The 25,808-nt window shown below is 67.4% G+C and carries 21 protein-coding genes; 8 read left to right on the top strand and 13 right to left on the bottom strand.

From position 1 onward, the window contains the following. Nucleotides 1-14 precede the first annotated feature (14 nt). Nucleotides 15-1,052 carry a DUF2332 domain-containing protein gene (locus tag GQY20_RS03700; RefSeq protein ID WP_157215657.1) on the top strand — a complete coding sequence of 346 codons (1,038 nt, stop codon included), beginning with the start codon at nt 15-17 and terminating at the stop codon, nt 1,050-1,052. A 7-nt stretch (nt 1,053-1,059) separates the two neighbouring features. On the opposite strand, the gene GQY20_RS03695 is transcribed toward GQY20_RS03700, so the two are convergent. Genes GQY20_RS03695 through GQY20_RS03685 form a run of 3 tightly spaced genes read right to left on the bottom strand, consistent with a single transcriptional unit; the run spans nt 1,060 to nt 3,246 of the window. Further along, nucleotides 1,060-1,383: a DUF3325 family protein gene (locus GQY20_RS03695; RefSeq protein WP_157215656.1), complete on the bottom strand. Its 324-nt coding sequence runs from the start codon at nt 1,381-1,383 to the stop codon at nt 1,060-1,062. After that, entirely contained in the window at nt 1,373-2,959 is a 1,587-nt protein-coding gene (locus GQY20_RS03690) for a PepSY-associated TM helix domain-containing protein (protein WP_157215655.1), read from the bottom strand. Before GQY20_RS03690 ends, GQY20_RS03695 begins: the two co-directional genes overlap by 11 nt. Next, on the bottom strand, nt 2,956-3,246 hold the full coding sequence (locus tag GQY20_RS03685) for an iron transporter (protein ID WP_157215654.1): 291 nt from the start codon (nt 3,244-3,246) through the stop codon (nt 2,956-2,958). Before GQY20_RS03685 ends, GQY20_RS03690 begins: the two co-directional genes overlap by 4 nt. 99 nt (nt 3,247-3,345) lie before the next feature. Between GQY20_RS03685 and GQY20_RS03680 the strand changes: the two genes are divergently transcribed. Beyond that, nucleotides 3,346-5,661: a TonB-dependent siderophore receptor gene (locus GQY20_RS03680; protein WP_157215653.1), complete on the top strand. Its 2,316-nt coding sequence runs from the start codon at nt 3,346-3,348 to the stop codon at nt 5,659-5,661. A 20-nt stretch (nt 5,662-5,681) separates the two neighbouring features. On the opposite strand, the gene GQY20_RS03675 is transcribed toward GQY20_RS03680, so the two are convergent. Both GQY20_RS03675 and GQY20_RS03670 read right to left on the bottom strand, forming a co-directional pair. Then, nucleotides 5,682-6,869, bottom strand: coding sequence for a carbohydrate porin (locus GQY20_RS03675; protein ID WP_232475872.1), 1,188 nt, complete (start codon nt 6,867-6,869; stop codon nt 5,682-5,684). 160 nt (nt 6,870-7,029) lie between these two features. Then, entirely contained in the window at nt 7,030-8,130 is a 1,101-nt protein-coding gene (locus GQY20_RS03670; RefSeq protein WP_157215652.1) for an NAD(P)/FAD-dependent oxidoreductase, read from the bottom strand. Nucleotides 8,131-8,274: 144 nt separating this feature from the next. Between GQY20_RS03670 and GQY20_RS03665 the strand changes: the two genes are divergently transcribed. Next, entirely contained in the window at nt 8,275-8,781 is a 507-nt protein-coding gene (locus GQY20_RS03665; RefSeq protein WP_157215651.1) for a sigma-70 family RNA polymerase sigma factor, read from the top strand. Between the two features lie 2 nt (nt 8,782-8,783). Next, entirely contained in the window at nt 8,784-9,536 is a 753-nt protein-coding gene (locus GQY20_RS03660) for an anti-sigma factor family protein (RefSeq protein WP_157215650.1), read from the top strand. A gap of 81 nt (nt 9,537-9,617) precedes the next feature. Here the strand turns inward: GQY20_RS03660 and GQY20_RS03655 are convergent, their stop codons facing one another. From GQY20_RS03655 to GQY20_RS03640, 4 genes are read right to left on the bottom strand one after another with little or no spacing between them, the layout of a single operon-like run. Further along, a complete protein-coding gene (locus tag GQY20_RS03655; RefSeq protein ID WP_157215649.1) occupies nt 9,618-12,500 on the bottom strand; it encodes an autotransporter outer membrane beta-barrel domain-containing protein in 2,883 nt (960 codons plus the stop codon). Between the two features lie 57 nt (nt 12,501-12,557). Further along, on the bottom strand, nt 12,558-14,348 hold the full coding sequence (locus GQY20_RS03650) for an adenylate/guanylate cyclase domain-containing protein (RefSeq protein WP_198350823.1): 1,791 nt from the start codon (nt 14,346-14,348) through the stop codon (nt 12,558-12,560). Between the two features lie 26 nt (nt 14,349-14,374). Beyond that, on the bottom strand, nt 14,375-18,022 hold the full coding sequence (locus tag GQY20_RS03645; protein WP_157215647.1) for a FecR domain-containing protein: 3,648 nt from the start codon (nt 18,020-18,022) through the stop codon (nt 14,375-14,377). A 42-nt stretch (nt 18,023-18,064) separates the two neighbouring features. Further along, nucleotides 18,065-18,235, bottom strand: coding sequence for a hypothetical protein (locus GQY20_RS03640; RefSeq protein ID WP_157215646.1), 171 nt, complete (start codon nt 18,233-18,235; stop codon nt 18,065-18,067). 71 nt (nt 18,236-18,306) lie between these two features. Between GQY20_RS03640 and GQY20_RS03635 the strand changes: the two genes are divergently transcribed. From GQY20_RS03635 to GQY20_RS03620, 4 genes are all read left to right on the top strand, one after another. Further along, nucleotides 18,307-18,780 carry a MaoC family dehydratase gene (locus GQY20_RS03635; protein WP_157215645.1) on the top strand — a complete coding sequence of 158 codons (474 nt, stop codon included), beginning with the start codon at nt 18,307-18,309 and terminating at the stop codon, nt 18,778-18,780. A 43-nt stretch (nt 18,781-18,823) separates the two neighbouring features. Continuing rightward, the gene (locus tag GQY20_RS03630; RefSeq protein ID WP_157215644.1) at nt 18,824-19,876 is read left to right on the top strand and encodes an alcohol dehydrogenase; all 1,053 of its coding nucleotides are present in this window, start codon (nt 18,824-18,826) and stop codon (nt 19,874-19,876) included. Nucleotides 19,877-19,886: 10 nt separating this feature from the next. Then, nucleotides 19,887-20,651 (top strand): IclR family transcriptional regulator, encoded by a 765-nt coding sequence (locus GQY20_RS03625; RefSeq protein WP_157215643.1) that lies wholly within the window; start codon nt 19,887-19,889, stop codon nt 20,649-20,651. Between the two features lie 69 nt (nt 20,652-20,720). Further along, nucleotides 20,721-22,466, top strand: coding sequence for an N-acyl-D-amino-acid deacylase family protein (locus tag GQY20_RS03620; protein WP_157215642.1), 1,746 nt, complete (start codon nt 20,721-20,723; stop codon nt 22,464-22,466). A gap of 173 nt (nt 22,467-22,639) precedes the next feature. On the opposite strand, the gene GQY20_RS03615 is transcribed toward GQY20_RS03620, so the two are convergent. The 4 genes from GQY20_RS03615 to GQY20_RS03600 form a co-directional block, all read right to left on the bottom strand. Further along, the gene (locus GQY20_RS03615; RefSeq protein WP_157215641.1) at nt 22,640-23,698 is read right to left on the bottom strand and encodes a TIGR03617 family F420-dependent LLM class oxidoreductase; all 1,059 of its coding nucleotides are present in this window, start codon (nt 23,696-23,698) and stop codon (nt 22,640-22,642) included. 153 nt (nt 23,699-23,851) lie between these two features. After that, complete coding sequence (locus GQY20_RS03610) at nt 23,852-24,442, bottom strand: SURF1 family protein (protein WP_232475871.1); 591 nt, start codon at nt 24,440-24,442, stop codon at nt 23,852-23,854. Next, nucleotides 24,439-24,825, bottom strand: coding sequence for a DUF983 domain-containing protein (locus GQY20_RS03605; protein WP_157215640.1), 387 nt, complete (start codon nt 24,823-24,825; stop codon nt 24,439-24,441). Before GQY20_RS03605 ends, GQY20_RS03610 begins: the two co-directional genes overlap by 4 nt. Nucleotides 24,826-24,980: 155 nt before the next feature. Continuing rightward, entirely contained in the window at nt 24,981-25,802 is an 822-nt protein-coding gene (locus GQY20_RS03600) for a cytochrome c oxidase subunit 3 (RefSeq protein WP_157215639.1), read from the bottom strand. Nucleotides 25,803-25,808 lie beyond the last annotated feature (6 nt).

The following is a 25,808-nucleotide window of genomic DNA, read 5'->3' as shown; positions in this document are numbered from 1 at the left end:
ACGGAGATCTGTGCATGGCGGATTCGATCGACGATGGCGGCGAGTTCGCCCGGCAGGCGGCAATGGCGCGGGACATGGGGTCGCCCTTCGTCGCGCAGGTGCTGGAGGCGGCGCGGCGCCACATCGCAATGGCGCCTCGCACCGCAGCACGGATCGCCGCATGGCCAGGCGACCGGATGGCAGATGCGGTCGCGCTACGCGTCAACGGCGCGCTCCATGCCCTTGCCCGGCGTGGCGTTACTCCCGCGCTGACCGCGCTCTACCGCGAGCTCGCCGGCGATTTCGACGCGGCGATCGGCGAGGCGCTGGCCCAGCAGGATGCCATGATCGCCGAATGGCTGAACGGGCCGCCGCAGACGAACGAGGTGGGACGGAGCGCCGCGATCTGGGCCGCCCTTATGACGGCGGCACGGGACATGGATCTGCCGTTCGAATTGCTGGAGCTGGGTTCCAGCGCCGGGCTCAACCTCAATCTGATGCGCTATGGCTATGATCTCGGTGGAGTCCGCGGCGGTGATCCGGCCTCACCCGTGCAGCTTCGCCCGCAATGGCGCGGGCCCTCGCCGCAGTCGGCGGAGGTGCGCATCCTCGCCGCGCGGGGCGCCGATCTCGATCCGCTCGATATTCGCGAGGCGCAGGCACGCGAGCGGCTGACCGCCTTCGTCTGGGCAGACGATCGGCAGCGCGCCGCCCGGCTGGCCGCAGCGATCGCCATCGCCGAGGCGCATCCGCCCCGAATCGACCGCGCGGATGCAGCGGACTGGATCGAGGCGCGCCTTGCCGAGCCGCAGGCCGAGGGCGTGGCGCGCGCCGTCTTCCATTCGATCGTGATGCAATATCTGCCGATGGAACGGCGCGAACGGGTGCGCGCCACGATCGAGGCGGCGGGCGCCCGCGCCACGGCGCAGCGCCCCCTCGCCTGGATCGCCTTCGAATGGGACAAGGCACGCGACTGCGCCGGGCTGACCTTGACCCGGTGGCCGGGCGGCATCGCGCGCCGGCTGGCGGACTGCCAGGCTCATGGCGCATGGATCGACTGGCAGGGCGGATGATCGAAGATCAAAATCCCACGAGATCGATCGGCACAGCAAGCGCCATGGCCGGGAGCCAGAGGCGCAGCGCGGCAACCGGCCAGCGCGAGAGCAGCAGCACCAGCGCCACGCCCGCGAGGCTGGTGAGGCCGAGCCATGCGACGAGACCCTGATAGGCCCCGAAGCGCCAGAAGCTAGCGACGAGCGAGAGCAAAGCGAGCGCGATGCCAGCGATCTTCGCATGCACTGGACGAAGCAGCGGAATCGCATCGGCCACGCGCTGCGGACGGCCGCTCGCCCGCGCCAGATTGGCGAGCGCGGCATAGCCGAGCAGAAGGGTTTCAAGCGGCATCGGCGAGTTCCTTGCCGGCAGAGGCGGGAGGTCCGGCGTGGCGGCGCTGGCGGGGCGCAACGGGCGCGATATGGGCGGCTCTCCACGCGGCGAAACCGAGACAGGCGGCGACGCTCAGCATCACCAGATCGAACGCTACGAACAAACCGTCTCCAGACGCGATCGACCGGATCAGGCCGCGATCCGTGGTGAGCGCATTGACAACCGGGACGCTCGCGAACGCTACGGCGGCGACCGCCAGCGTCTCGATCCACGCGCGCCGGACCGGACGCAGCAGCGACAACACGGCGAGGCCGAACCACATCCAGAACATAGCCGACACCTCGAGGCCGGAACGCCCGGGCTGCGCGGCGGGGATCAGCCGGTTGGCGAGGAAGAAAGCCGCCATGCCGGCAGGCAGGCAGGCGAGCGCGCCGATGTTCATCCGCTCGACGACGCGGAAGCCGAAAAATGGCGTGGCGCCGGGCTTGCGCCGCTTCGCCGTCCAGAGCAGCAGCCCGGTCGCCACCATGGCGCTGCCGGTAAGGCCGAGCAGGAAATAGGTCCAGCGCAGCACCGGCCCGGCATAATTGCCCATGTGCAAGCCCAGCATCACCCCCGCCGTCTCGATCGCGGGACCGGGCGGGGGCGATGCCGCGAGGCGCCTGCCGTCCGCGCCGGCATAGGTGATCGATCCGCCGCGCGCGTTGAGCGCGTCGGTTCCGTCGCGCAGGATGGTGACGCTCGATGCGGCATCGTCGGGATTGCGGACGATCAGCGTGCTGGGCCGCCCGCCTTTCCATTCCTCCGTCGCCGCGGCGATCAGCGGGGCAATCGGCACCAGCCGGGCTGGACGCCCCGATGCCGCCCCCTCCGGATCATTGCCATAGGCTTCGACGGCGAAGGTGGCGGGCTTGGCGTAATTGGCCGCGATCGGCCAGGGCATGTACATCAGCACCAGGGTGATCAGGCCAGTATAGGTGATCATCGCATGGAAAGGCAGCGCGAGCACCGCCGTTACATTATGCGCGTCCAGCCAGCTGCGCTGACCCTTGCCCCAGCGCAGCGTGAAGAAATCGACGAAGATCCGCTTATGGGTGACCACGCCCGAGACGATCGCGCCGAGCATGAACATCGCGCACAGCCCGGCCAGCCAGCGTCCCCAAGGATGGGGAAGCTGGAGCTGGAAATGGAATCGATAAAATTGCTCGCCGCCGCGCGTGTCGCGGGCCTCCAGCGCCTCGCCGGTCGCGGGATCGAGGCGGATCTCCTCCCGGCGGCGCTTGGCCGGGGTCATGGAATCGGGCCGCGGGCGCGTGAAGATACGCGTCGCGGTGGTGCGATCGTCCGGCAGATAGATATACCATTGCTCGTCATGCGGCGCATTCGCCTGTAGCCAGGCGATGGCGGAGCGCGCCGCCTCGGCCGGTGCCGCGGCCTCGGTGCGCAGCTCCGGCTGCATCCAGCGCGTGATCTCGGGCCGGAAATAGCTGGCGGTGCCGGTCAGGAACATCGCGAACAGGATCCAGCCGGCAACGAGGCCCAGCCAGCTATGGATCCAGGCCATGGGCTGGCGCAGGCCGGCGCGCGCCTTCATGCGCGCGGACCGATCAACAGCACCGCGCCGATCGTTGCCGCGGCGCTGCCCCATATCACCAGCGCGATACGCGTCAGCCGGTGCTCGTGAAAGGCCCACAGCCCGAGCGAAACGAAAATGAGGAAAGAGAGGATCATTCCCCAGGCCGTCGCCTCCGCTGTCGCGATCGGCAGCAGCCGCGCGCCGAGCGAAGCGATGCCCGCAGCTGCCGCATAGCCGCCGAGCAGCGCGGTGAGGCAGCGCGCCGCCATCTGCCAGCCCCCGCCCCTCGCCTTGCGTATGCTCATCACCCTGTTCGCCCTCCGCATTGGCCATTGCGCTGTCCCATATCGCCCCCTAACAGCGAGTGCGAATCGTTATCAATATCAAAAAGGGACTTCGTAACGATGCACGTGAATCAGCGCTCCTTTGCGCGGCCATCGCGGCTACCCCTCTTCGGATCCGCCCTGTTCCTCTCCGCCCTCTTCGCCCCCGGTACGGCCCTTGCCGCCGATGCCGACCGGGATGCCGACAGTCCGGGTGAGACCATCGTCGTCACCGGCCTCAAGGAACGGCAGACCGGCGCCGGCACGAAGACCGACACGCCGTTGATGAAGACACCGCAGATCATCTCGGTGATCGACAATGACGAGCTCACCCGCCGCAACGCGCTGTCGATCAACCAGGCGCTCAGCTATGTCGCGGGCGTCGCGGCCAACCAGCGGGGCGGCATGGTCACGCGCTACGACCAGCTCGTCCTGCGCGGCTTCACGCCTGGCGTGTTCCTGGACGGGATGCGCCTGCTCGCCGGACCTTATTCAATGCCTCAGATCGACTTCAACCGCATCGATCATATCGACGTGGTGAAAGGCCCCGCCTCGGTGCTCTACGGCAATTCAACGCCGGGCGGCCTCGTGGCCCTCGCCAGCAAGATGCCGGAGCCGACGCCGTCCGGCCGGTTCGAGCTGCAGGCCGGCAACTATGCGGCGCTGCGCGCGGTGGGCGACGTCAACATGCCGCTGGACAGCCAGGGCCGCATCCTCACCCGGATCGTCGGCGGCTGGCAGAAATCGGACGGATTCACGAAATATACCCACAGCAAGCGCTGGCACATCAGCCCGATGGTGACGTTCGCGCCGGGCGACGCCACCAGCCTGACCCTGATCGCCGCCTATCAGCGATCACCGAGCGGCGGAGGTTATTCGGGCGTGCCGGCCTATGGCTCGGTGCTGCCCAATCCGAACGGCGCCCTGCCAAGCAACATCAATACCGGCGATCCGGGCTATGAACGCTACGACCATCGCGCCAAATCGGTGGAGGCGCTGTTCCGTCATGATTTCAACCGGCACCTCTCCTTCCGCTCGAGCGCGCGGTTCCAGAACAACAAGCTGAGCTATCGGCAACTCTATGTCGCCGGCTTCGCCACCACCGGCACCGGGGCGAACCGCAACAGCGACTATTCGACGATCATCCGTGGCGGCGGCGGCGCCGACGAGGATTTCAACATGCTCACCCTGGACAACAGCCTGAGCGCCAAGTTCGCCACCGGACCGCTGCAGCACACCGTCCTCGTCGGCATCGATTATCAGCACATCAGCGGCGAGAATTTCCAGCAGTTCAATACCGGACAGACTGGCAATCCGCTGACCAGCATCCCCAATCTCAGCCTCTATGCACCTTCTTATGGCGGCACGCTGCCGAGCTTCGATCTGACGCTGCTGTCGGCAAATTATGTCAACACCTTCAGCAAGCGCAACCAGACCGGCATCTATTTCCAGGACCAGATCAGCATCGGCAAGCTGCAGCTCATCGCGAGCGGGCGCTACGACTGGTATGATCAGACCACCCTCAACAAGAAGCCCGGCGGCACCGTCACGAAACTCGAGCAGACCGCCTTCACGACGCGCTTCGGCGTGCTCTACGAGCTGCCGTTCGGCCTCGCGCCTTTCGCCAGCTATTCGAAATCGTTCGAGCCGCAGAGCGGCACGACCTATGACGGCATCCCCTTCGTACCGGTCACCGGCCGGCAATATGAGGCGGGCCTCAAATATCAGCCGCTCGGCACCCAGGCGATCTTCACTCTCTCCGCCTATGACCTGCGGCGCCAGAAAGTGCCGGTGGGCGATCCTCGCGCGGGCACGGCGGGCATTCCCTCGAACGCGCAGGTCCAGATCGGCGAGGTGCGGGTGCGCGGCGTGGAATTCGAAGGGCGCGGCGAGATCGTGCCGGGCTTCGACGTCGTCGTGGCCGGCACTTACACCGACGCGATCATCACCAAGGGCACGCCGGCCGTCCCGCCGACCGCGACCAACAGCGGCACGCCGACCACCAGCGGCACGCGCCAGCTCGGCACGCCGAAATGGCAGGGATCGGCCTTCCTCTCCTATGATTTCGGCAAGAGCGCCCAGGCTTCGGAGCCGCTCGCCGGGCTCAGCCTGGGCGCCGGCGCGCGCTATGTGGGCGGATCGGACGGCACGACCAGCTATGCGGTGATCAACAACGTCACCACCTTTCAGCGCTTCACCACCAGGGGCTTCACCCTGATCGACGCGCTGATCGGCTATGATCTCGGGCGACTTTCGCCGTCGCTCGACGGGATCAGCGCCGCGGTGAACGCCGCCAACCTGTTCGACAAGCGCCATGTGACTGCCTGCCCGTTCACCAACAGCTGCTATTTCGGCGCCGGACGGACGGTGATCGGATCGCTGCGCTACAGCTGGTGATCGGCGGGACGCCTCGCCGCTCAGCGGCCGATCGTGGCGATGAGCCGCAAGCCGAAGACGAGCGCGTTGCGCAGCGAGGCGTCCGCGCCCGGATGCACGATATATTGCATGTCGGGCTGGACGGTGAGCCAGCGGGTGAGCCTCCGCTGATAGGTCAGCTCGATCGCGGTCTCGCCCCGGCGAACCACGCCCGGATCGGCTCGGCGGGCGGCGGGCGAGGTAGCGGCGTGGGCCAGCGCTATTCCCGTCTCGCCGCCCAGCCAGCCCTTGGCCACGATTCCCATGCCCAGGAAACGGGAAAAGCCGTTATAGCGTCCGGCCGCGGTGCCGAGCCGGACGAATCCGGTCAGGCCCCGCGCCTCCGTGCCGAGCAGCCGCCATTCTCCGCGCACATAGGCACCACGATTGCCGCGCCCTTGTCGATCCGGCTGGTCCAGCGCAGCGAAGCGGGCGCTGTAGCCCCAGCCGCCAACCAATATCTTGCCGCGCGGCAGTTCCCGCTCGACCTCCGCGATCGCGAGCACGCCCTCGCCCCGGCGCAACGCGATCACCGTCGCCGCCGGATGATCGGGATCCCCAGGCACCCCGTCGAGCAGCGCGATCCGTACCGACCAGCGCGGCGAGAGCCGGGCCGAGACGCGCACCGCGAGCGACGTCACCGGGAAGATGGATGGGCCGTTTACGCCGGTCTGGCCGATATCCGTGCCGATGCCGTGCGCGCTGTTGGGGAAGAGATGCGCACTCTCGATCGCGTCGAATTCGCTGTTGAGATCGTAGAGCCCGGCTTTCACCGAAAAGCGATCGGGATCACCCGCCTCCAGCCAGGCTTCGTAGACGCGCAGCGCCCGAACGCCCGTGTCGATGTTGGACACGGTCTGCGCATCGCCGACCAGCGCATCGCTGAAATGCGTGCCGTTGTTATAAAGCAGCGAGGCGAAGGCACGCGTGCGGCCGAGGCCGACGAGGCGATCGAGATCCGCCTCCGCCGAGACCGAGAGATTGTCGAGGTAGCGCATGCCGCGACGAATGCCGCCGCGGGCATTGCTCCAGAGGTCCGCCGTGTAGGAGGCGCCGAAGGAGAATGGGGGACCGGATTCGTCGGTCCCGTCCGATGCCGCCTGCATGGGCTCGACCGGCGCATCCGCCGCATCCGGCGCTGCCGAGGCGAGCAGCGCGGCGCCCGCGGCGATGAGGGAAGAGGATGCCATCACCGCTCAGGACATCGGCACGTAGCGCGATCGACGGCAGGCACCGCCAATGCGAAGCCGTTGATGCTGCACTGTCCCCATTCTCTATCTCTCCAGCGGGCGAGCATCGATCACCCGTCGTCCTTTGTCTTCCTCCAAAAGCCTGAAACGGCAGGGGCCATCACGCCTCGATGCCCAGCTGCGCCATCACCTCCCCGGCGATGGCGAGCGAAGCGGTAAGCCCCGGCGATTCGATTCCGAACAGATTGACGAGGCCGGGAAGGCCATGTCTCGCCGGACCGTCGATCCGAAAATCCGCCGCGGGCTCGCCGGGGCCGGACAGCTTCGGGCGGATGCCGGCATAGCCGGGGTGGAGGCGATCGGGGTCGATATCGGGCCAGATCCGCCGGGCCGCCGCCAGGAAACGCGGGCGTTCGGCCGGATCGACCACATAGTCGATCGCCTGCACCCAGGACACGTCCGGCCCGAAACGGGCGGCACCGGCGAGATCGAGCGTGAGATGGGTACCGAGTCCGCCTGGCACCGGCAGCGGATAGATCAGCCGGGTGAAGGGGACGCGGCCGGAATAGGTGAAATAGCGGCCTTTTGCGAGGTGGAGCGGCGGGATCAGCGCGGGCGCGAGCGCATCGATGCGGGCTGCGACCGCCTGCGCATCCAGCCCGGCGGCGTTGACGACCATCGTCGCAAGCAGCCGCGTGCCGCCGGCCCGGACCAGCCAGCCGCCAGCCTGGCGATCGATCGCCTCCACCGGAGCGCGATAAGCGATCAGCGCGCCATGATCTTCGGCCTCGGCAAGCAAGGCGACCATCAGCGCATGGCTGTCGACGATACCGGTCAGCGGCGAATGGAGGGCAGCCTGGCAGCGCAGCGCGGGCTCCAGCACGCCGACCGCCGCGGCGTCGACCAGTGCAAGGCCGGCGACGCCCGCGGCGCGACCTTGCGCGGCGAGCGCTTCCAGCGCGTGCAGTTCGGCCGCATCCGTGGCGACGACGAGCTTACCGCAGCGGCGATGCGGCACGCCCCGCTCTGCGCAATAGGCATAGAGCAGCTCCCGCCCGGCGATGCACAGACGCTCCTTGAGCGAGCCCGGCGGATAATAGAGGCCGGCATGGATCACTTCGCTGTTGCGCGACGACGTGACGGCTCCGAACCGCCCTTCCCGCTCGAGGATCAGTACGGAGCGGCCGGCGCGGGCGAGGCTGCGCGCCACGGCCAGCCCGATCGCCCCCGCGCCGATCACCAGTGCATCGATGCGATCCATTCCCTCTTCGTGCGGCCGTTCGGTGCCGGGAGCAAGCGCGCCACCATCCCGATTGGACCAGCCGCCCGCATTGCGACAAAGTACAGCCTGCCGCGTCCGGAAAGCACCCCGGAATAATCTTTCGCCTGCATCGTAGGTGACGAGATGGGCCAGGATGAGATCATCGAGTGTCTGCCTGCTCTGTATCGTTATGCGCGGGTGCTGACACGCAATGAGGACGATGCGCAGGATTTGCTGCAAGATACGCTGTTGCGTGCGCACGAACGGCGGGCGACCTATGTCGCCGGACGGCCGTTGCGCAACTGGCTCTTCGCGATCCTGCGCAACAGCTACATCGACAATGGGCGGCGCCGGCGCAGCGAGGTGGCGCGGATCGACTCGCTGCGCGTGCTGCAGCCGGACCATGATCCGGGCGGGCAGCAATATGCCGCGATGCTCGCCGAAGTGGCCGAACGCTTCGACACGCTGCCCGCAGCACAGCGCGAGGTGCTGCACCTCGTGGCGGTGGAAGGACTGAGCTACGCCGACGCTGCGGAGGCGCTGGAGGTACCGGTGGGAACGGTGATGTCGCGGCTGAGCCGGGCGCGTGCGCTGCTGCGCGAGCCGAAAGGATTTGGCGGGGAACTCCGTCTGGTGAAGGAGAAGGACTGATCATGCAGCCGGTCTCGGAGATCGAGCTACAGGCCTATGTGGACGGCGAGCTGGAAGGCACGCGCGCGGTGCAGATCGAGGATCATCTCGCCCGCCATCCGGAGGCGGCTGCGCGGGTGATGGCGGATCTGCGCGATGCCCATGCGCTGCGCCTGATGGCTCCCCGCTTCGAACTGCGGCCCGGCCATCGCCAGGCGGCGGGCCGGCTCGCCCGCGGCCTCGGCCAGCGCAGCCTGCTGAAGCGCGTTCGCATGCCGGCGCTGGCCGCCGCTGCGGCGATCGCGCTGTCCTTCTTCACGCTCAATGGCAATCCGAGGCTCGGCCGCGGCGGCTGGGCAGCCGCCGCGCCTTCCTATGTGGAGGATGCCCTCCAGTCCCATCGCACGACGCAGTTGCGCGCCGAGATGGCGTCGCAGATCGAGTCTCCGGTGGTGAACGCCAATGAGATATTGCGCACGGCGCGGATCAAGGTGCCCCGCCTGCCCCCGAAGTGGCGGGTGATGGACGCGCAGATATTCCCGTCCGACGAAGGGCCCGCGCTGCAGATTTCGATCGAGACCGAAGACAGGCGCCTGCTCTCCATGTTCGCGGTGCGATCGCCGATCGAGGCGCCGCCGGAACCGGTGGTGGTGGAACGCGAAGGCGAGACCGTCGCCTATTGGCGCAAGGGCGATCAGGCATTCGCGATGATCGGCAAGGGCACACCCGCCGAGATCGACCGTCTTGCCGAGGACGTCGACGACGGCAAATCCTGACGCGTCGATCGGCGCGTTCCCGATCGACAGCGGCGGAGCGGCATGCCGGGCCGCGCGCCGGATGACGCGCGGATCCGGCGATCAGAAGGCGTAGCCGAACGTCACGCGACCGGCATGGCTGGTGCCGGCATTGCCGATCAGCCCGGAATAGCCTGCTGCGAGGCGCAGCTTGGCTGCCGGGCGGAATGTGAAGTCCACGGTCGGCGCGGCGGCGTCGCGCGAAAGTGCCGCTCCGAGCACCGTGAAGGGCGTGCTGCCGGCGACGAAGTTCAGCACGGCATCCGGCCGAACCGTATCGAAGGCATGCTGCCACGACATACTGCCGCGCAAGGTGACCTTACGGCCCAGATCGAAACCCAGCCGCAGGCCGAGATTGGCGAATTCGACCGAGTCCATGCGCGCACGCCCGGCCAAAGCCGTTACTCCGCCATTTTCCACGAAACTGTCGGTATGGACGCGCAGCGCGGTGAAACCGGCATAAGGCTCGGCCGTGCCGCCGGTGAAGCTCATGACATGGCCCGCTTCGGCGAAACCGTGCAGGACGTTGCCATCGTAGCGCGCCGCATCCTGATCCGAGAAGCCGGTGAAGGCCACGCTGCGCTGCGTGCTGATGCGGCCCCAGGAGTAGCCGCCGCCCGCCCGCAGCGCGAAGCCCCCGAAGCTACCACCGGCATAACCGAGCACATGGCCGTTGCGGACGCGCGCGCTGCTGGAGAGATCGTCGATGCGCAGGCGCGTGCGGGTGTAGCCGGCGGCGATGCCGATGCGGCCATGTTCGCCCAGCGCCATGTCGATCCCCCCGACGCCGCCGAGCGTATAGCGATCCGCCTTGGACGAGACGCCGCTGCGATCGTCCTTGCCATGGCCGCCGAGGAACTGGCCCCACAGCGAGATGCCTTCGTCGCTGGCGCTGTCGAGCCGGCTCTTCACCGCGCCCTCCGCGGCCAGCGCGTCATGCGCCAAGGCGGTGCGCACCGACGCGTGAAGCTCACCGCTAAGCTTGTCGAGCCCGGTGCGCGTCGCCGCGTCGGATGGCGTAAGGGTCAGCGCCGCATAAGCCGGATTGGCGATACCGAACGGCACGAAGGCGGCGGCCACCGCCTTCTGGTTGGGCGTGGTGCCGAGCCGGATCAGCGATCCGCCGGTGCGCGCCACATCCACGTAGAGATAGCTGCCGTCGCTGCCGAGACGCAGTTCGGTATCGGGATCGCTCGCCTGTTGCAGCTGATAGGTGCCGGCGATTCCGTTCGTGGCCGAAAGCAGCACGTAGCGAGTACCGGGCGTATAGCTGCCCGCCGCACGCGTGACCGACAGGATCGCCCCCGACTGCAAAGTGGCCGTGCCGGCCACGAACAGCCGATCCGCCGCGCCGCCCGCGGTGATATCCGCCGCGTAGATCGATCCGCCTTGCTGGACGTAATTGCCATTGACGCGCAGCGACCCGACCCCGTTCACGCCCGGCGCGATCGCACCGCCGGAGTGCACGGAGACGGCACTGACCGTGCCAGTACCGCCCAGCGTGCCGGCGCTGGAGACGGTCACGGCCGAGCGGAGCACGCCGGTAACGAAGAGTTGCGCGCCACCGCCAACGGTGGTGCCGCCAGAGAAGGTGGAATCGCCGGTGAAGGTCCAGCTTCCGTAGCCGGCGCTCAGCGTTTCGAAGTTGATCGCACCGGCGAAGCTGCCCGATCCGCTGCCGGCCAACACGACCGCGTCGTTGCCGTCCCCGCCATCGACGCTGCCCGTGATGGTGGAGCCGGGCAGCAAGGTGAGCGTGTCGTTGCCCGCACCCATCTCGATGGCGATGCCGTTGCCGCCGCCGATCGTGCCCGAATTGGTGATGCTGTCGTCATAATTGCCGACCAGTGAGATCGCCGGCCCGGTGAGGCCCTTGATCGTGCCGGCATTGATGATCGTGGTCGCGCCATAGGCGCTGCCCGCCGAGCCGTCGTCGATCAGGATGCCACGGCCCAGGCCGCTGATCGTCGCGCCCGAGGCGTTGACGATGGTGCCGCCGCCCATCGCGATGCCCTCGCTGGAATTGGGCTGGCCGCCCTTGTCGACACCGGCTGCGCCGGTGCCCTGGATGGTGCCGTAATTGGTGACGGTGCCGATGAAGTCGATATCGACGCCATCGCCATCGCCATTGGCGCTGACGCCATTATAGGCGCCGGTGATGGTACCGTGGTTGACGACGGTACCGTTGCCGTCCGATCCGACGCCCGAGCCGTTGCGGCCCGTGATCGATCCATAGTTGGTGACGGTGAGATCGACGTCGCTGGTGATGCCGTGGCGCAGGCCGGAGATGACGCCGGTCGCCTCGTTGATCACCGTCGCGCTGTGACCTTGCATATCGATGCCGTCATAGCTGCTGCCGAGCGCCCCGTCCGAATAGATCAGCCCGGCATTGTCGATCACACTTCCCTGGCCGGAGCGGATCGCGTCCTGGCCGTAGGACTGCATGACACCACCCGCCAGATTATTGATCTGGATGGTGGCCCCGCTGCTGGCGATCGCATCGAAATCGATCGCCTGGCCGCCATTGGTGGTGCGGATCGTGCCGGCATTGTTGACGATGATCGTGCCCGACGTGACGTCCAGATTGATGCGGAAGGCATCGTCTTCGGACTGGATGACCGCACCCGCCTGATTGTTCAGCGTGATCGAGCGCGGATTGGCCGAGCCCGAAGCATTTATCGCGCGGCCCGCGCTGGCAGTGGATTCGATCGTGCCCGCATTGTCGATGACGAGCCCGGTGGACGCGCTGCTCCACTTGATCGCGGGGTCGCTGGCGCTGGAGAAGGTGCCCCCCGCCTCCACCGTCACGGTGTCGGTACCGCCGACCGTCGCCTGGGCGCTGCGTGTGGTGCCGCCAGCGACGACGACGTCGGCGGCCATGGCAGGCGTGGTGGCGACAGCGATCGCCAACGCGCTGGCAAGCGCGCCATAGTGAAGTCTGCTCATGATCCGGTTCCCCCTGTTTACCGGAGGACCCGCTAGAACGCGGTGATGACGCCGTTATTACAGCACGGCCGCCGTGGGATCCGACCGGAAGCGGCTTGGCGTGAACACCCCGATGCTTTCCTGCTTGCCGCGCACCGCGACGCGATCGATCTCGATCAACTCGGCATCGGGCAGATGCCGCGCCGTGGCCTCGCCGATCACGATCGGCACGCCATAATCTTTGGAAAGGCTCTCGAGGCGCGAGGCGACATTCACCGCATCGCCCAGCACCGAATAATCGAAGCGCTGCGCCGATCCCATGTTGCCGACGACGCATTCGCCCGAGTTGAGGCCGATGCCGATGCGGATCGCCGGCACCGCCGCACTGGCCGGCATTTGGGCGGCGATGGCCGCATTGATCGCCGGCAGCGCGCGCTCCATCCCCTCGGCCGCGGCCAACGCGCGCGCCGCATGATCGGGCTGGTCCAGCGGCGCGTTCCAGAAGGCCATGATGCAGTCGCCCATATATTTGTCGATCGTCCCGCCTTCGGCCAGAACGATCTCAGACAGCGGCGTCAGGATGCCGTTGATCATCCGGGTGAGGCCTTGCGGATCGCCCTTCATCGCCTCGGAAATGGAGGTGAAGCCGCGAATGTCGGCAAACAACAGGGTCATCTCGCGCCGTTCCCCGCCCAGCTTGAGCAGGCCGGGATCGCGCAGGATGCGCTCGACCATTTCGGGCGCGAGATATTGCGCGAAGGCGGATTGCACGTCGCGGCGCAAGCGCAGTTCGCGCGCATAATCGCGGATGGCGAGCCCGGCCCATATCGCGGCGAGCCCGGCAGCCGCGTCGAGCGGCGAAAGCCAGACCCGGCCGAAGCGCAGACCCAGCCAGGCGAGGAGCATGCAGAGCAGGATGGTCCCTGCCACGCCCAGCAGGCGCAACGCCGGCCGCCGGCCGCCGGACAGCAGCACCGCACCCGCCGCCCCGATCAGCAGCGTGATCGCCGCCAGCCAGGAGGGCAACGCACGGATGGCGAGGCCGTGGATCAGATTGTCGAGGATCGTCGCCTGGATCTCGGCGCCGGGCGTGAGCAGGCCGGTGCGCAGCGTGAACGGCGTCTCGAACGCGTCCGCGCTGCCCGCCGCCAGATCGGGCGTCGCCTGCAGGCTGTAGCCGACGATGACGATACGCCCTTCCAGGAAATGCGGCGGCAGAAAATGGGCGGGATCCAGCGCCTGATAATAGGAGATGCGTGGATAGACGCCGGCCGGCCCGAAATATTGGATGAGGCCACCCGTCTCCCGCGGTTTTGCGCCCGCAGCGCGCGCAATGACGCGAGTGAAGCCGTCCGGATAACCCGGCATGCGGCGCAGCACGCCGTCCCCGTCGACGCGCACGCTGGCGATGCCCGCCCGTGCGCCGCGCCCGAGCAGAAGCGGCAGCGGCTCGGTACGGACCAGCGAGCTCGCCTGCGGCGTCTCGATCAGCGATTCGTCGGCGGCGAAGACGGTGTCCCGTCCCGCGGCGGCGGCGAGCATGGCATCGCCCGGCCCCGGTTCCGAAAAGACCACGTCGAACGCGACCACCCTGGCCCCCGCTGCGCGCAACGCCGCCAGCAGCCGGGCATGGACGTCGCGCGGCCAGGGCCATTGCTGCTGGAGCGCGGAGAAGCTCGGCTCATCGATCGCCACGATCACCGCGCCGGGTGCGCGCGGCGTCGCCGGGGCAAAGGTGGAGAGCAGATCGAAGGCGCGCGCGTCCAGCTGCTGCCAGCTCGCGGTGGTTCGCAACGCGAGCAGGGCGAGCGCGATGGCCGCGGCGAGCGCCCAGCGCATCGCCGGCCGGTCCCGCCGCCGGTCGAGCACCGGCGCCGTCGCCCGGGCGCGAAGCCTCAAAATCGGGTGGTCAGCGTGGCTGTCACGGCCCGCCCCCAGCCTGGTACGCCCGTGGCCACGCGCGGGTGCGCATCCAGCGCATTGGTGATGCCGAGATCGAGCTGGAAGCGGCGATCGGGCGATTCCCAGCTCGCGCCGGCATCCAGGCTGACATAGTCGCCGAGGCGGCTGGTCAACTGCTCGCTTCGCCGCGACCCGACATAGGCGAGGCTGGCGTTGAGCTTGATCCGGCGCGGATCCGTCCAGGTCACGCCCAGCCGGGCATAGTGGCGCGGCAGGAAGGGGATTGCGCCGCGATCGCCGGACGGCCCCTCCAGCGCCGACCGGCTATGCGCATAGCTGGCATTGAGACCCCAATTGCCGGTGAGCCAGATATTCGCCGAAACGGTGAGCCGATCGCTATGGCCGGCGCCGAAATCATAGTCCGCCGGGCCGATCACGCAGGCATCGTCGAGGCAGAGCGGCATGAGGATGTCGGGCCGATCGAAGCGGATCGCCTGATAATGCTGGTGCTGATATTCGACCGCTGTGAAGAGGTGCGGCGTCCACTCCGCATCCCAGCGCACGATGCCGCTTTTCACCTTCCCGCCCAGCGGAACCGGCGCCATGTTCGGCACCAGCCCGGCGACACGCGGCGGCGCCAGGGTGAAGGCAATCGGGAATTGGGTGGCGCTGACATAGGCGCCGCGCAGCCATTGACCCGCCGCCGGCTCGATCGCGAGGCCGGCCTGCCAGTCCAGCCGATGGCCCACTGTCGCCTCGCTGCGCGCGATGCGGCCCTGCAGGATGATCGAGCGGGTCGGCGTGGCACGCAGATCGAGCCACGCGCGATCGAAGCTGCGCGCGATCTTCTCCTCCGTCTGCGCGGTGGCGAGCGGCGTGCCGTTGAGGCGCAAGGTGACAGCGTTGGCGACCCGCTGCCTGACCCCAGCCAGATCGACACCCGCGCGCAGATCCACATCCCTGAAGCCATAGGCCCAACTGGCCGTCGCGGACCAGGCTCGGCTGCGCTGGCGATCGCTGCCGTCGATCACTGCCTCCACCGGCGGGGCATAGAGCAGGCCGTCGCGCCGGGCCGTGCGGACGAGGGAGGTGCCGTAGGAGCCGCCGAGGAGCAGCATGTGGCGATAGCCAAACTCATGCGAATAGACGCCGTACAGCGTGTCGCTGCGCTGGCGCACCAGACCGAAGCCACCCAGCCGCGTATCGCCGAAATCGCCCGGCGCCTCTGTGCGACGCTCGTCATGCTGGCCGAACAGGGTGAGCCGGTCGTAGGGTGTGAGCTCGGCGCCGACGAGCGCGGTGAGCGACGTGTCACGCGCATCGTTGCGGTCGCCGGCCGGGCCGTGCGTGGCCGAACGGCTGGCGGTGATCGAATAGGCGATCGGCAGCGGCGAGAAAGCGAGCCCTAGTGCATTGACCGAGAGCGATCCGCGCGCATCGCCATTGGCGCCCGTCACCGATCCGATCGTATCGACCTCGAAGAAGCGTTCCTGGAACAGTTGGAGGTAGCGGTTCGACGAAGCGACGCTGAGCGGCTGCAGCGCCAGGCCCTGCATCAGGCTGGACAGCACCGTGTCCGTGCCGGTGCGCGGATCGAACCCGGTGGGCGACTGGGCGGAGAGAAAGGGATCGTCCGGCGCGTCGTTGGACTGGTCGAAATAGGCGGAGGCGGTGAAGCTGTCGAACACCCGATCGCCATAATAGCGGGCCCAGTCACCCAGATCGAGGAAGCGGAAGGCGCCGGCGACATAGCTGCCGGTACCGCGATTCTCGGAGAGGTTGGCGTAGATGCCGCCCTTCGCGCGATAGCGGCGCAACGCTTCGCGCGCGCTCCGGATCGCCGTGTCGAGATCGTAACGATCGAGCGCGATCGCTGCGCGGATCAGGGCGGGCGTGGCACTGGCCGGATCCAGCCGATCGGCCGCATCGATCTGCTGCAGCGCGACGGCATATTCGCCGCGGCGATAATAGGCCGCGCCGAGCAGCATGAGCCCCTCCGAATAAGCGGGATCGGCCGCGGATCCAGCCAGAAGCTCGTCGAGCGCGCGCTTCGCATCACCATTCTGGAGATGGTAGCGCCCGATCATGCTGTGCGCGGCCGAAAGCCCTGGATCCAGCGCCAGTGCGCGATCCAGTTCCGCCTTCGCCTCTTCCAGCCGATTCTGGTCGAGCAGGACGATCGCATGATTCACCCGGGCGAGCGGATCCTTCGGCTCGGCGGCGATCGCCTGCCGCATCGCCGCCGATGCCTCACGCATCGCGTTGCGTTCCGACAGCGCATTGCCGAGATCCGACCAGCCGGTGCCGTTCGCCGGCGCCAGCGCGGCGGCACGGCGCAGGTCGACGAGCGCGGCGTCGGGATCGCCTGCGAACGCCGCCTTGAGATTTCCACGCAGCCGCAGCGCCTCCGGATGATCGGGATCGAGCGTGAGCGTGCGCGCGACCGAACGTTCGATCATCGCACGATCGTCCAGCATCACGCCCAGAGACCCCTCGATGCTCGCAATCTCCGCATCCTCGGGAAAGCGCGCGGCAGCCTCGGCGGCCAGCCGCTTCGCGCGATCGAGATCGCCGGCATAGGCGGCAAGATAGGCCTGGCCGAGCCACGCCGCCGGTTCATCCCGGTCGAAAGGCGGCAGTGGCGCCTCGGAGTCCGGATCGGCGCGGCGCGCGGCGATAAAGCGCAGATAGTCGGCTACCGCGGCTCGATGGCCGGCAAGACCCGGACGGGCACGGTCGAGCGCGGCGACTGCCTGCGGCCATTGGCGGTCCTCGGCGAGCCGCCATCCTTCGAGGAAATCGGCGCGTGACGCCTGCGCGGCATCGAGCCCCGCCGCCCGCGCCCGCGCGAGATCCTCCCGCACCTGCGCGCGCGGGACGACGTTCTGGCCTGTTTCGACCAGCATCAGCCAATCCTCCGCGCTGCGCCGTTCGGCCGGAAGGGCCATCAGACGCGCATGTTCCGCTCGCGCCGCGCGCGCCGAGAGCGGGCTGGGCGAGAAGATCGAGAAAGCGGCGTCGAGCGGAAAATAATAGAGCATCTGCTCCCGCTCCCTCGAATTCACCACCACGAGACGCGACGGCGCCTTGCCAATTTCGGCTACCGCGGCCTGCCCTCCGGCAACGGAGAGCGTGCCCTGCTGATTGAAGAATTCGATGCGCCCGTCGAACACTTCCAGCCTGGTCTCGCGATCGGTGGCGCTGATCGCCCAGTCCGTACCGCGGATCGCGGCTGTGGCCGACGGCGTCTCGATCGAAAGCTGGGTGCGCCCGCGCGGCGCGCGCGCCCAGAGCGAACCGCTGGACAAGCTGAGCGCCGAAGGCGCGCCGCCGGACACCTGCTTCACCAGCAGGGTGGAATTACGGCCGAGGCGGATCTGCGTCTGATCGGCGAAGACGATGGCCAGCGTGCCCGCGGCATTGGTGCGCAGCACGTCACCCGGCTTCAGGTCCTGTCGCACCTCCGCTGGGCGCAGGCGCGGATCGGGCACCAGCGCCGCCTGCTCGCCGCCCTTGGCCGCGATGATCGTGCCCGCTACCGGCTGTGCGCGCTGCACCGGCGCGGCATCCGCCACATCCGGCGCGACCAGCCCGACAAGCAATGTCGCCGATCCCAATGACCATCGATAGCACCCCGCCATCACCGTCCTCTCGCCTTCGCGCACAATATCGAGCGAGCGCCCCTAGACGCAGGACGGCCGCGCGGCTGTGACGCCAGCCACAGCCCCATCCTCCCGATCTTGCGCGACCCCCTTGTCTTTTTCGAGCCCGGTCCCGGTAAAACCGGCCAGCAGGCCACCGTCGCCAATATCGGCGGCGCTGTCCATCATCCGAAAGAGACCGGATTGATTCATTCACGATCCTGTCTCATCCAGTCACGATCGTGAATTAGGGGATGACCCCATCCCGGAGGCGAGAGGATCCCATGCCCGGACTTTATTTCGAGGAATTCGAGATCGGCCAGTCGTTCGACCATGCATTCACGCGCACGGTGACGGAGATGGACAATACGATGTTCAGCCTGCTGACGATGAACCCGCAGCCGCTGCATATCGATGCCCACTTCTCCGAGGGCACCGAGTTCGGCCAGCGGCTGTTCAACAGCCTCTATACGCTCGGCATGATGATCGGCATGTCGGTCTACGACACGACCTTCGGTACGACCGTCGCCAATCTGGGCATGACCGACGTCAACTTCCCGAAGCCGGTCTTCCACGGCGACACGTTGCAATCCCACACGCGCGTGCTGGGCAAGCGCGAGAGCAAGTCGCGCCCCGGACAAGGTATCGTCGAATTCGAACACAGCATGACCAACCAGCGCGGCGAGATCGTGGCGGTCTGCAAGCGGTCGGCGCTGATGAAGGGCAGGCCGGCGGAAGCCGAGCAGCCCGCATCCTGACGCCGGTCAAAAAAGGGATCGAAAAATAACGGAGAGGAACGCCATGAAATCCTATGGTATTTTCGAGTTCGGCGAACCGCTGGCGCTGCGCGAGATGCCGACGCCGGAACCACAGGGCGCCGAGGTGATCCTGAAGGTGAAAGCAGCCGGCGTCTGCCATAGCGACATCCATATCTGGGAGGGCGGCTATGATCTCGGCCATGATCGCAAACTCTCGCTGCGCGATCGCGGTGTCACCCTGCCGCTGACGCCGGGCCACGAGACGGTGGGCGAAGTGGTGGCGCTCGGTCCTGACGCGGACGGCATCGAGATCGGCGAGACCTGCCTGGTCTTTCCCTGGATCGGCTGCGGCGATTGCGACGTCTGCCGCGAGGGCCTTGAGAATTACTGCCTGAAGGCATCCAACATCGGCGTGCACCGCGACGGCGGTTTCGCCGACTATGTGCGCACGCCGCATGCGCGCTACCTGTTGCCGATCGGCGATCTCGATCCGGCCGAGATCGCGCCCTATGCCTGCTCGGGCGTCACCACCTACAGCGCGATCCGCAAGCTCGGCGACCGGATCGCGCGCCAGCCGGTCGTGCTGATCGGCGCGGGCGGGCTGGGGCTGATGGCAATCAAGATCCTGCGCGCGCTGAGCGCCGCGGGTGCGGTGGTGGTCGATATCGATCCGGTGAAGCGGGACAAGGCGGTCGAGGCCGGCGCGCTGGCCGCGGTGGACGGTGCCGCGCCCGACGCAGTGGCACAAGTCCAACAGGCGGTGGGATCGGCACCGCTGTCGGTGATCGATCTGGTCGGCAGCCCGCAGACCGCGCAGCTCGGCTTCGACGTGCTCACCAAGGGCGGCACCCTGGTGCTGGTCGGCCTGTTCGGCAACATCGCCACCTGGCCGCTGGCGATGATCCCGCTCAAGGGGATCAGCATCGTCGGCAATCTGGTGGGCACGCTGCAGGAATGCCGCGAGCTGATCGATCTGGTTCGCGCAGGCAGGATCGAGCCGATCCCCGTCAGCCGCTTCCCGCTCGATCGCGCCAATGAGACGCTGATGGACCTGCGCGACGGCAAGTTCGTCGGCCGCGCCGTGCTCTGCCCCTGAGCAATCGCCGATGCTGAACCGCCAGGCCGCCAACGTCCTCGATCTCGTCGAATATTTCGCGCGGCGGCGGCGGCCGGCGACGATCGCCGAGATTGCCGACGACAATGGCTGGCCGCGATCGAGCGCATTCAACATCGTGAGCACCCTGGCCGATCGCGGCTATCTCTATGAGCCCGCCCCGCGCGGCGGCTATTATCCGAGCCCACGCTGGCTCGCCATGGCGCGGGCCACGGCGGAGGCGGAGCCGCTGCCCGATGCGCTGCACGCGCTAGTCGACCGGATCGCGGTCGAGAGCGGCGAGACGACCGCGATCGGGGCACCCGCGGGCACGTCCGCGATTTTCATCCATGTCGTCGAATCGCCGCAGCCGATCCGCTATTTCGCGCAGCCCGGTCACCGTCTGCCCATCCAGGCGACGGCCACCGGCCGGGCGCTGCTGACGCAGATGAGCCGGCGGGAACGGGACTCGCTCTACCGCAAGATCCGCTTCGAACGGCACACCGACGCACCGCCCGGCGCCGAGGCGGTGGAGGCGGAGATCGCCGCGGCGGCGGCGCGCGGCTATCATCGCAGCATCGCGGAATATTCGCCCGATCTGCTCGGCGTCGCCCTGCCGGTGCCGCTCGGCGGGCGGCTCCTGTCACTCACCATCGCCGGCCCGGTCTCGCGCTGCTTCGGACGGATGGAGGCCCTGGCCCGCCTCCTCGCCGATGGCCTCGCGGACCTCCGCCACCATCTGCCACAAAGTAGGGCAGGCGAAGCCGACGCTACGTGATATACAAGGTGTGTCTCACATAATAGATTCCCCCGGACGACTCGCGAGACGAGCGCGGAGGAGAGAGCGATGCAGAGAAGCTATCTGATCAAGGGCGGCACCGTCGTCGACGGCACGGGCGCAGCGCCGTTCCAGGCGGACGTGCGCGTGGCGAACGGGGTGATCGCGCAGATCGGCGCCGATCTGGAAGCCGGACGGCGCGAACGGGTGATCGATGCCAGCGGCTGCTACGTCACGCCCGGCTTCATCGAGACGCATAATCATTTCGACGGGCCGATGTGGTGGATGCCCACGATGGAGCCGATGCCCGGCTATGGCGTCACCACCTCGATCAACGGCAATTGCGGCTTCGCGGCTGCCCCCGTCCACGACGATCCGGTCGTACGTAAGGAGATGGTCGATATCTTCTCCTTCTTCGAGGATATTCCGCAAAAGCCCTTCCTCGATCTGCTGCCGTGGGACTGGCGCAGGTGGAGCGAATACAAGGCCTCGCTCCAGCGCAACGTGAAGCTGCCGGTGAACTACGCAGCCTTCGTCGGCCATATCGCCATCCGCCTTGCGGTGATGGGCATGGACGCCTGGGATCGTGCCGCGACGCCAGCGGAGATCGAGGCGATGTGCGCGCATCTGGAGGATGCGCTGGCGGCGGGCGCGCTCGGCCTCTCCTCCAACCTGCTCGATCATGATAAGAAGGACCGGCCGGTCCCATCGATGAAAGCGGACGACGCCGAATGGGCGGCGCTGCTGGCGGTGGTCGCGCGCCATCCCGGCCGCACGGTGCAGGTGATCGTCGACTATTTCATGCGCATGACCGGCGCCGCCTCGATCGAGCGTATCGCCGCGCTCGCCAAGGAAGCCGGCGTACGCGTGCAGGTGACCGGCGGCGTGCCGACCCTGCAGTTCCAGGCGCCGATGATTCCCGGCGCGCTCGCCGCGCACGAGAAGCGCAAGGCGGACAATCGCGACGACATGTGGGTGAGCTTCGGCGTCAATTCGATCACCACCGTGATCAGCTTCGTTTCCTCCCTCACCTTCGCCCAGTCCAACAACTATGTCTGGAACGAGATCATCGAGGCGAAGGAGGAGGAGGCGAAGTTCGCGCTGCTCGAAAGCCCCGAATGGCGCGCGCGGGCGCGGGAGAGCTGGGGCAAGACCTTCTCCCATTCGCCGCTCGGCAATCCGGAGACGATCGAGCTGTTCGAGAGCGAGACCGGCGCCGGGCCGAAAGGTGTCCACCTCGCCGCCTATATGCGCGAGCGCGGCATCGACCATCCGTCCGATGCGCTTGCCGAATGGCTGCTCGACAACGGCATCCATTCGACGCTGCGCCTTTCCGACTGGGATCGTCACGAGGAGACGATGCGCACCCTGCTGCGCGATCCGCGCGCGATCGGCGTCAACACGGACAGCGGCGCGCATGGCAAGATGTTCTGCGGCATCGGCGACAACGTACTGCTGCTCACCAAATATGTCCGCGATCTCGGCGAGTTGAAGATCGAGGAGGCGATCCACATCCTCACCGGCAAGAATGCGGAGCATTTCGGCCTCGCCGACCGCGGCGAGATCAGGGTCGGCAAGCAGGCGGACATCGTGGTGTTCGACCTGGCCGAGATCGAGCGGCGCAAGGATGTGAAAGTCTATGACGTGCCCGATGGCGAGGGCGGCCGCACCTATCGCTACAGCCGCGCGCCCGCGCCGATGCGCCTCACCATGGTCAACGGCGTTCCCACCTTCGACGACGGCATGTTCAGCGGTTTCTTCCCCGGCCGATATATCGGCCCGGCGGATCCGGTGCTGGCAGAGGCGGCGGAGTAAAGCTGCGTCCCCTTCCTCATCCTCCCCGGAACGGGGAGGGGGACCGGCGAAGCCGGTGGAGGGGTTCACACCTGCAACACGCGATGCGCGGGTGGTGAGCGAGGCCCCTCCACCACGCTACGCGCGGTCCCCCTCCCCCTGCGGGGGAGGATGAAAGAGGGGAAGGCAGAGGCTTACGCCCGTTTCCCCTCTTTCGCCTGGATGCCCGTCACGATCGTCGGCAGCACCGCATCCGACAGCGCATAAGGCGTGTAGAGCGTCACCCGGTCGACCAGCCCTTCGCAGCGTTCCTCGATCCGGTCGGCAATCTCGTCCGGCCGCCCCTTCACCGCGAAGGCTTCGACGATCTCGTCGGTAATCAGCCCGGTCATCGCGTCCCATTCGCCCTGCTTGGACATCTGATTCAGCCGCGGCCCGAGATCCCGCCAGCCATGATGCTCGAGCACGGAGAAATAAGCGGGTGTCGATCCATAAAAGGCGATGAGCTTGCGGATCGCGCGATCCGCCGCGGCGATGGCGCGATCGTCCTCGCCAGTGATCGTCATGATCATCGCCGGCATGTCGAACGCGGCGAGCGTACGGCCGGATTTCGCCAAGCCCTCACGCAGGGCCGGCAGCTGCACATCGCGCATGAACGGGATGGTGATGAACGGATGGGAATAAAGGCCGTCGGCTACTTCGCCCGCAACCTCGACCATCTTTGGTCCCAGTGCGCCGAGATAGATTTTCGGATCGGGCTGATCGTTCGGACCCGGGTTGAAGGTCGGCGTCATCAGGCTGTGCTGATAATAATGGCCGCGGAAATCGAGCTTGGCGCCGCGCCCCCAGCACTCCCAGATCGCGCGGATCGCCAGCACCAGCTCGCGCATCTTCGCGGCGGGCGGCCCCCACGGCATGGAGAAGCGCTTCTCGATATGCGCCTTCACCTGCGAGCCGAGGCCGAGGATCATACGGCCCCTGGAATAGCGCTGCAGATTCCACGCCTGGAGCGCCAGCGTCATCGGCGAACGGGCAAAGGCGATGGCGACACCGGTCATCAACTCGACGCGGCTGCTATGCTCTGCGGCGAGGAGCAACGTCAGGAAGGGATCGACCGTGGTGTCGAGCGTGAACAGTCCGTCGAAACCAAGCGCTTCCATGGCGCGGGCCCGCTCCGGCACGTCGCTGAGATCCCCTTCGTAGAGATTGGCGCCACCCCGGAAAATCGCACCATCGACCTTGAGCCGCGCCATAATCTCTCCCCTTCCTGCCGGCCTCGGGCCGGCGGCGCGCGGCTTATGGCACGCGGCTGAATGGGCGACAATGTGTAGCGTCCGCCTCAGAGTTGGGCGGAAAAGGGAGCAGGGCGATACCGACTGGTGGTCGACAGGCGGTCGCCAGGACCATCAGCTAGACCGTTGTCGAATCCGGCGGCGCAGCGCGATCGCATAGATTGTCAGCGCGGTTGCGGCGAAGAGGAACCACTGCCAGGCATAGGCGCGGTGGTTGTTGGGGATCTGCGCCGGAGTGGGCGGCGCGCTCGGCTGGAGACCCGGTGCGGCGATGTCCGAGACAAGCATGATCCGGCGCCGGCTGTCCGGAGCGATCACGCCATTCACCTGGCCGCCCTTCCAAGCGGGCGCATCGGCGGTCGTGGACCAGCCCATGTCGACCAGCATCCCCGGTCCCTCGGCACCGCCGCGGCGGCAGTCGGCAAGGTGGCGCCAGCCGGGCTCGCCAGCCCGGTTCTCGCCGGCCCGCGCATTCCACTTCGTGACCGAGAGGCAGAAGGCGCCGGCCCGGCGGAACAGCAGTTCCTCGCTGCGCGAATCCGGCACGCTCGGAAATGCCATCGTAGGCAGGGCCTTTGCGGTGGCATAACGGGCCAGCAACCCTTCCTTCCATATCGCGCGTTGAAGCTGCCAGATGCCGAGGCCGATCATGATCCCGACGGCGACGAGAACGACAATCGACGGCAGGATCGGGATGCGCTTCACCGGTCGGGCTCTACCAAGCGGCCCTCGCGAGCGCGATTTTTATATTCGAGCGCGAGGAGCACGCCCTTGCCGATCCGTAACAAGCCCATGGTGAGCACCAACGTCAGCGGCAGCCAGAGCAGAACATGCACCCACCAAGGCGGGCTGAAACTGAGCTCGACGGTGATCGCCAGCACCGTGACGATCGCGCCGACGATCAGGATCAGGAAGGCCGCCGGCCCGTCGCCGACGTTGAACTGGCCGTAATCGAGCCCGCAGGCCCGACAACGCGGCGCGAAAGCGAGAATGCCGGAAAAGAGCGATTGCGCGCCGCAGCGCGGGCAAAGCCCTCGCACCCCGGACAGGATCGCCGGTGGCGATGGTTGCGGAGGAGCCTCGGTCACCGGATCGTCTCGCTGATCATGTTCGATCCCTACTCCGGCATGCGACGATGTCCAGCCCGTGTCCCTTTCAAAGCGAACGGGCCGCGCGATCACTGGATCGCCCGGCCCGCCCGTATCGCTCCGCGCAGAGGCCCACGCGGCTCTATCGTCTTCGATCAGCCGGCGTGGATCGGTGCGCCCCAGCCGCCCCACACATAGATGGAGATGAAGAGGAACAGCCACACGACATCGACGAAGTGCCAGTACCAGGCCGCCGCCTCGAAGCCGAAATGCTGCTTCGGCGTGAAATCGCCCCGATAGGCGCGGATCAGGCACACCGCCAGGAAGATGGTGCCGACGATGACGTGGAAACCATGGAAGCCGGTCGCCATGAAGAACGCCGCGCCATAGTTCAGCCCTTTGAAGGCGAAGGGCGCATGGGCGTATTCATAGGCCTGGATCGACGAGAAGAGCAGGCCGAGCAGGATGGTGCACCACAGGCCCTTCTTCAGCCCCTCGCGATCGCCGTGCAGCAGCGCATGGTGCGCCCAGGTGACGGTGGTGCCCGAGCAGAGCAGGATCAGCGTGTTGAGCAGCGGGAAGGCGAAGGGATCGAGCACCTCGACGCCCTTGGGCGGCCAGACGCCGCCGACTGCTTCGGCGGTGGATGGGAAGAGCGAGAAGTCGAACCACGCCCAGAACCAGCCGACGAAGAACATCACCTCCGAGGCGATGAACAGGATCATACCGTAGCGCAGGTGAAGCTGGACGACCGGGGTATGATCGCCGGCATGCGCCTCGCGGATCACGTCCGACCACCAGCTGTACATGGTGAAGAGAACGCCGAGCAGGCCAAGGATGAACACCCAGCCGCCATAGGCAGCGCTGTGCATCCACATGATGCCGCCGGTCGCCATGACGCCGGCCGACAGCGATCCGATCAGCGGCCAGGGACTGGGCGATAGGATGTGATAATCGTGATTCTTGGCGCCGGCCATTCTCTG

The organism is Flavisphingomonas formosensis (assembly GCF_009755815.1).
Taxonomy (GTDB): domain Bacteria; phylum Pseudomonadota; class Alphaproteobacteria; order Sphingomonadales; family Sphingomonadaceae; genus Flavisphingomonas; species Flavisphingomonas formosensis.
Note: the sequence above shows the minus strand (reverse complement) of the source record. Positions and strands in the feature narration are given on the sequence as shown.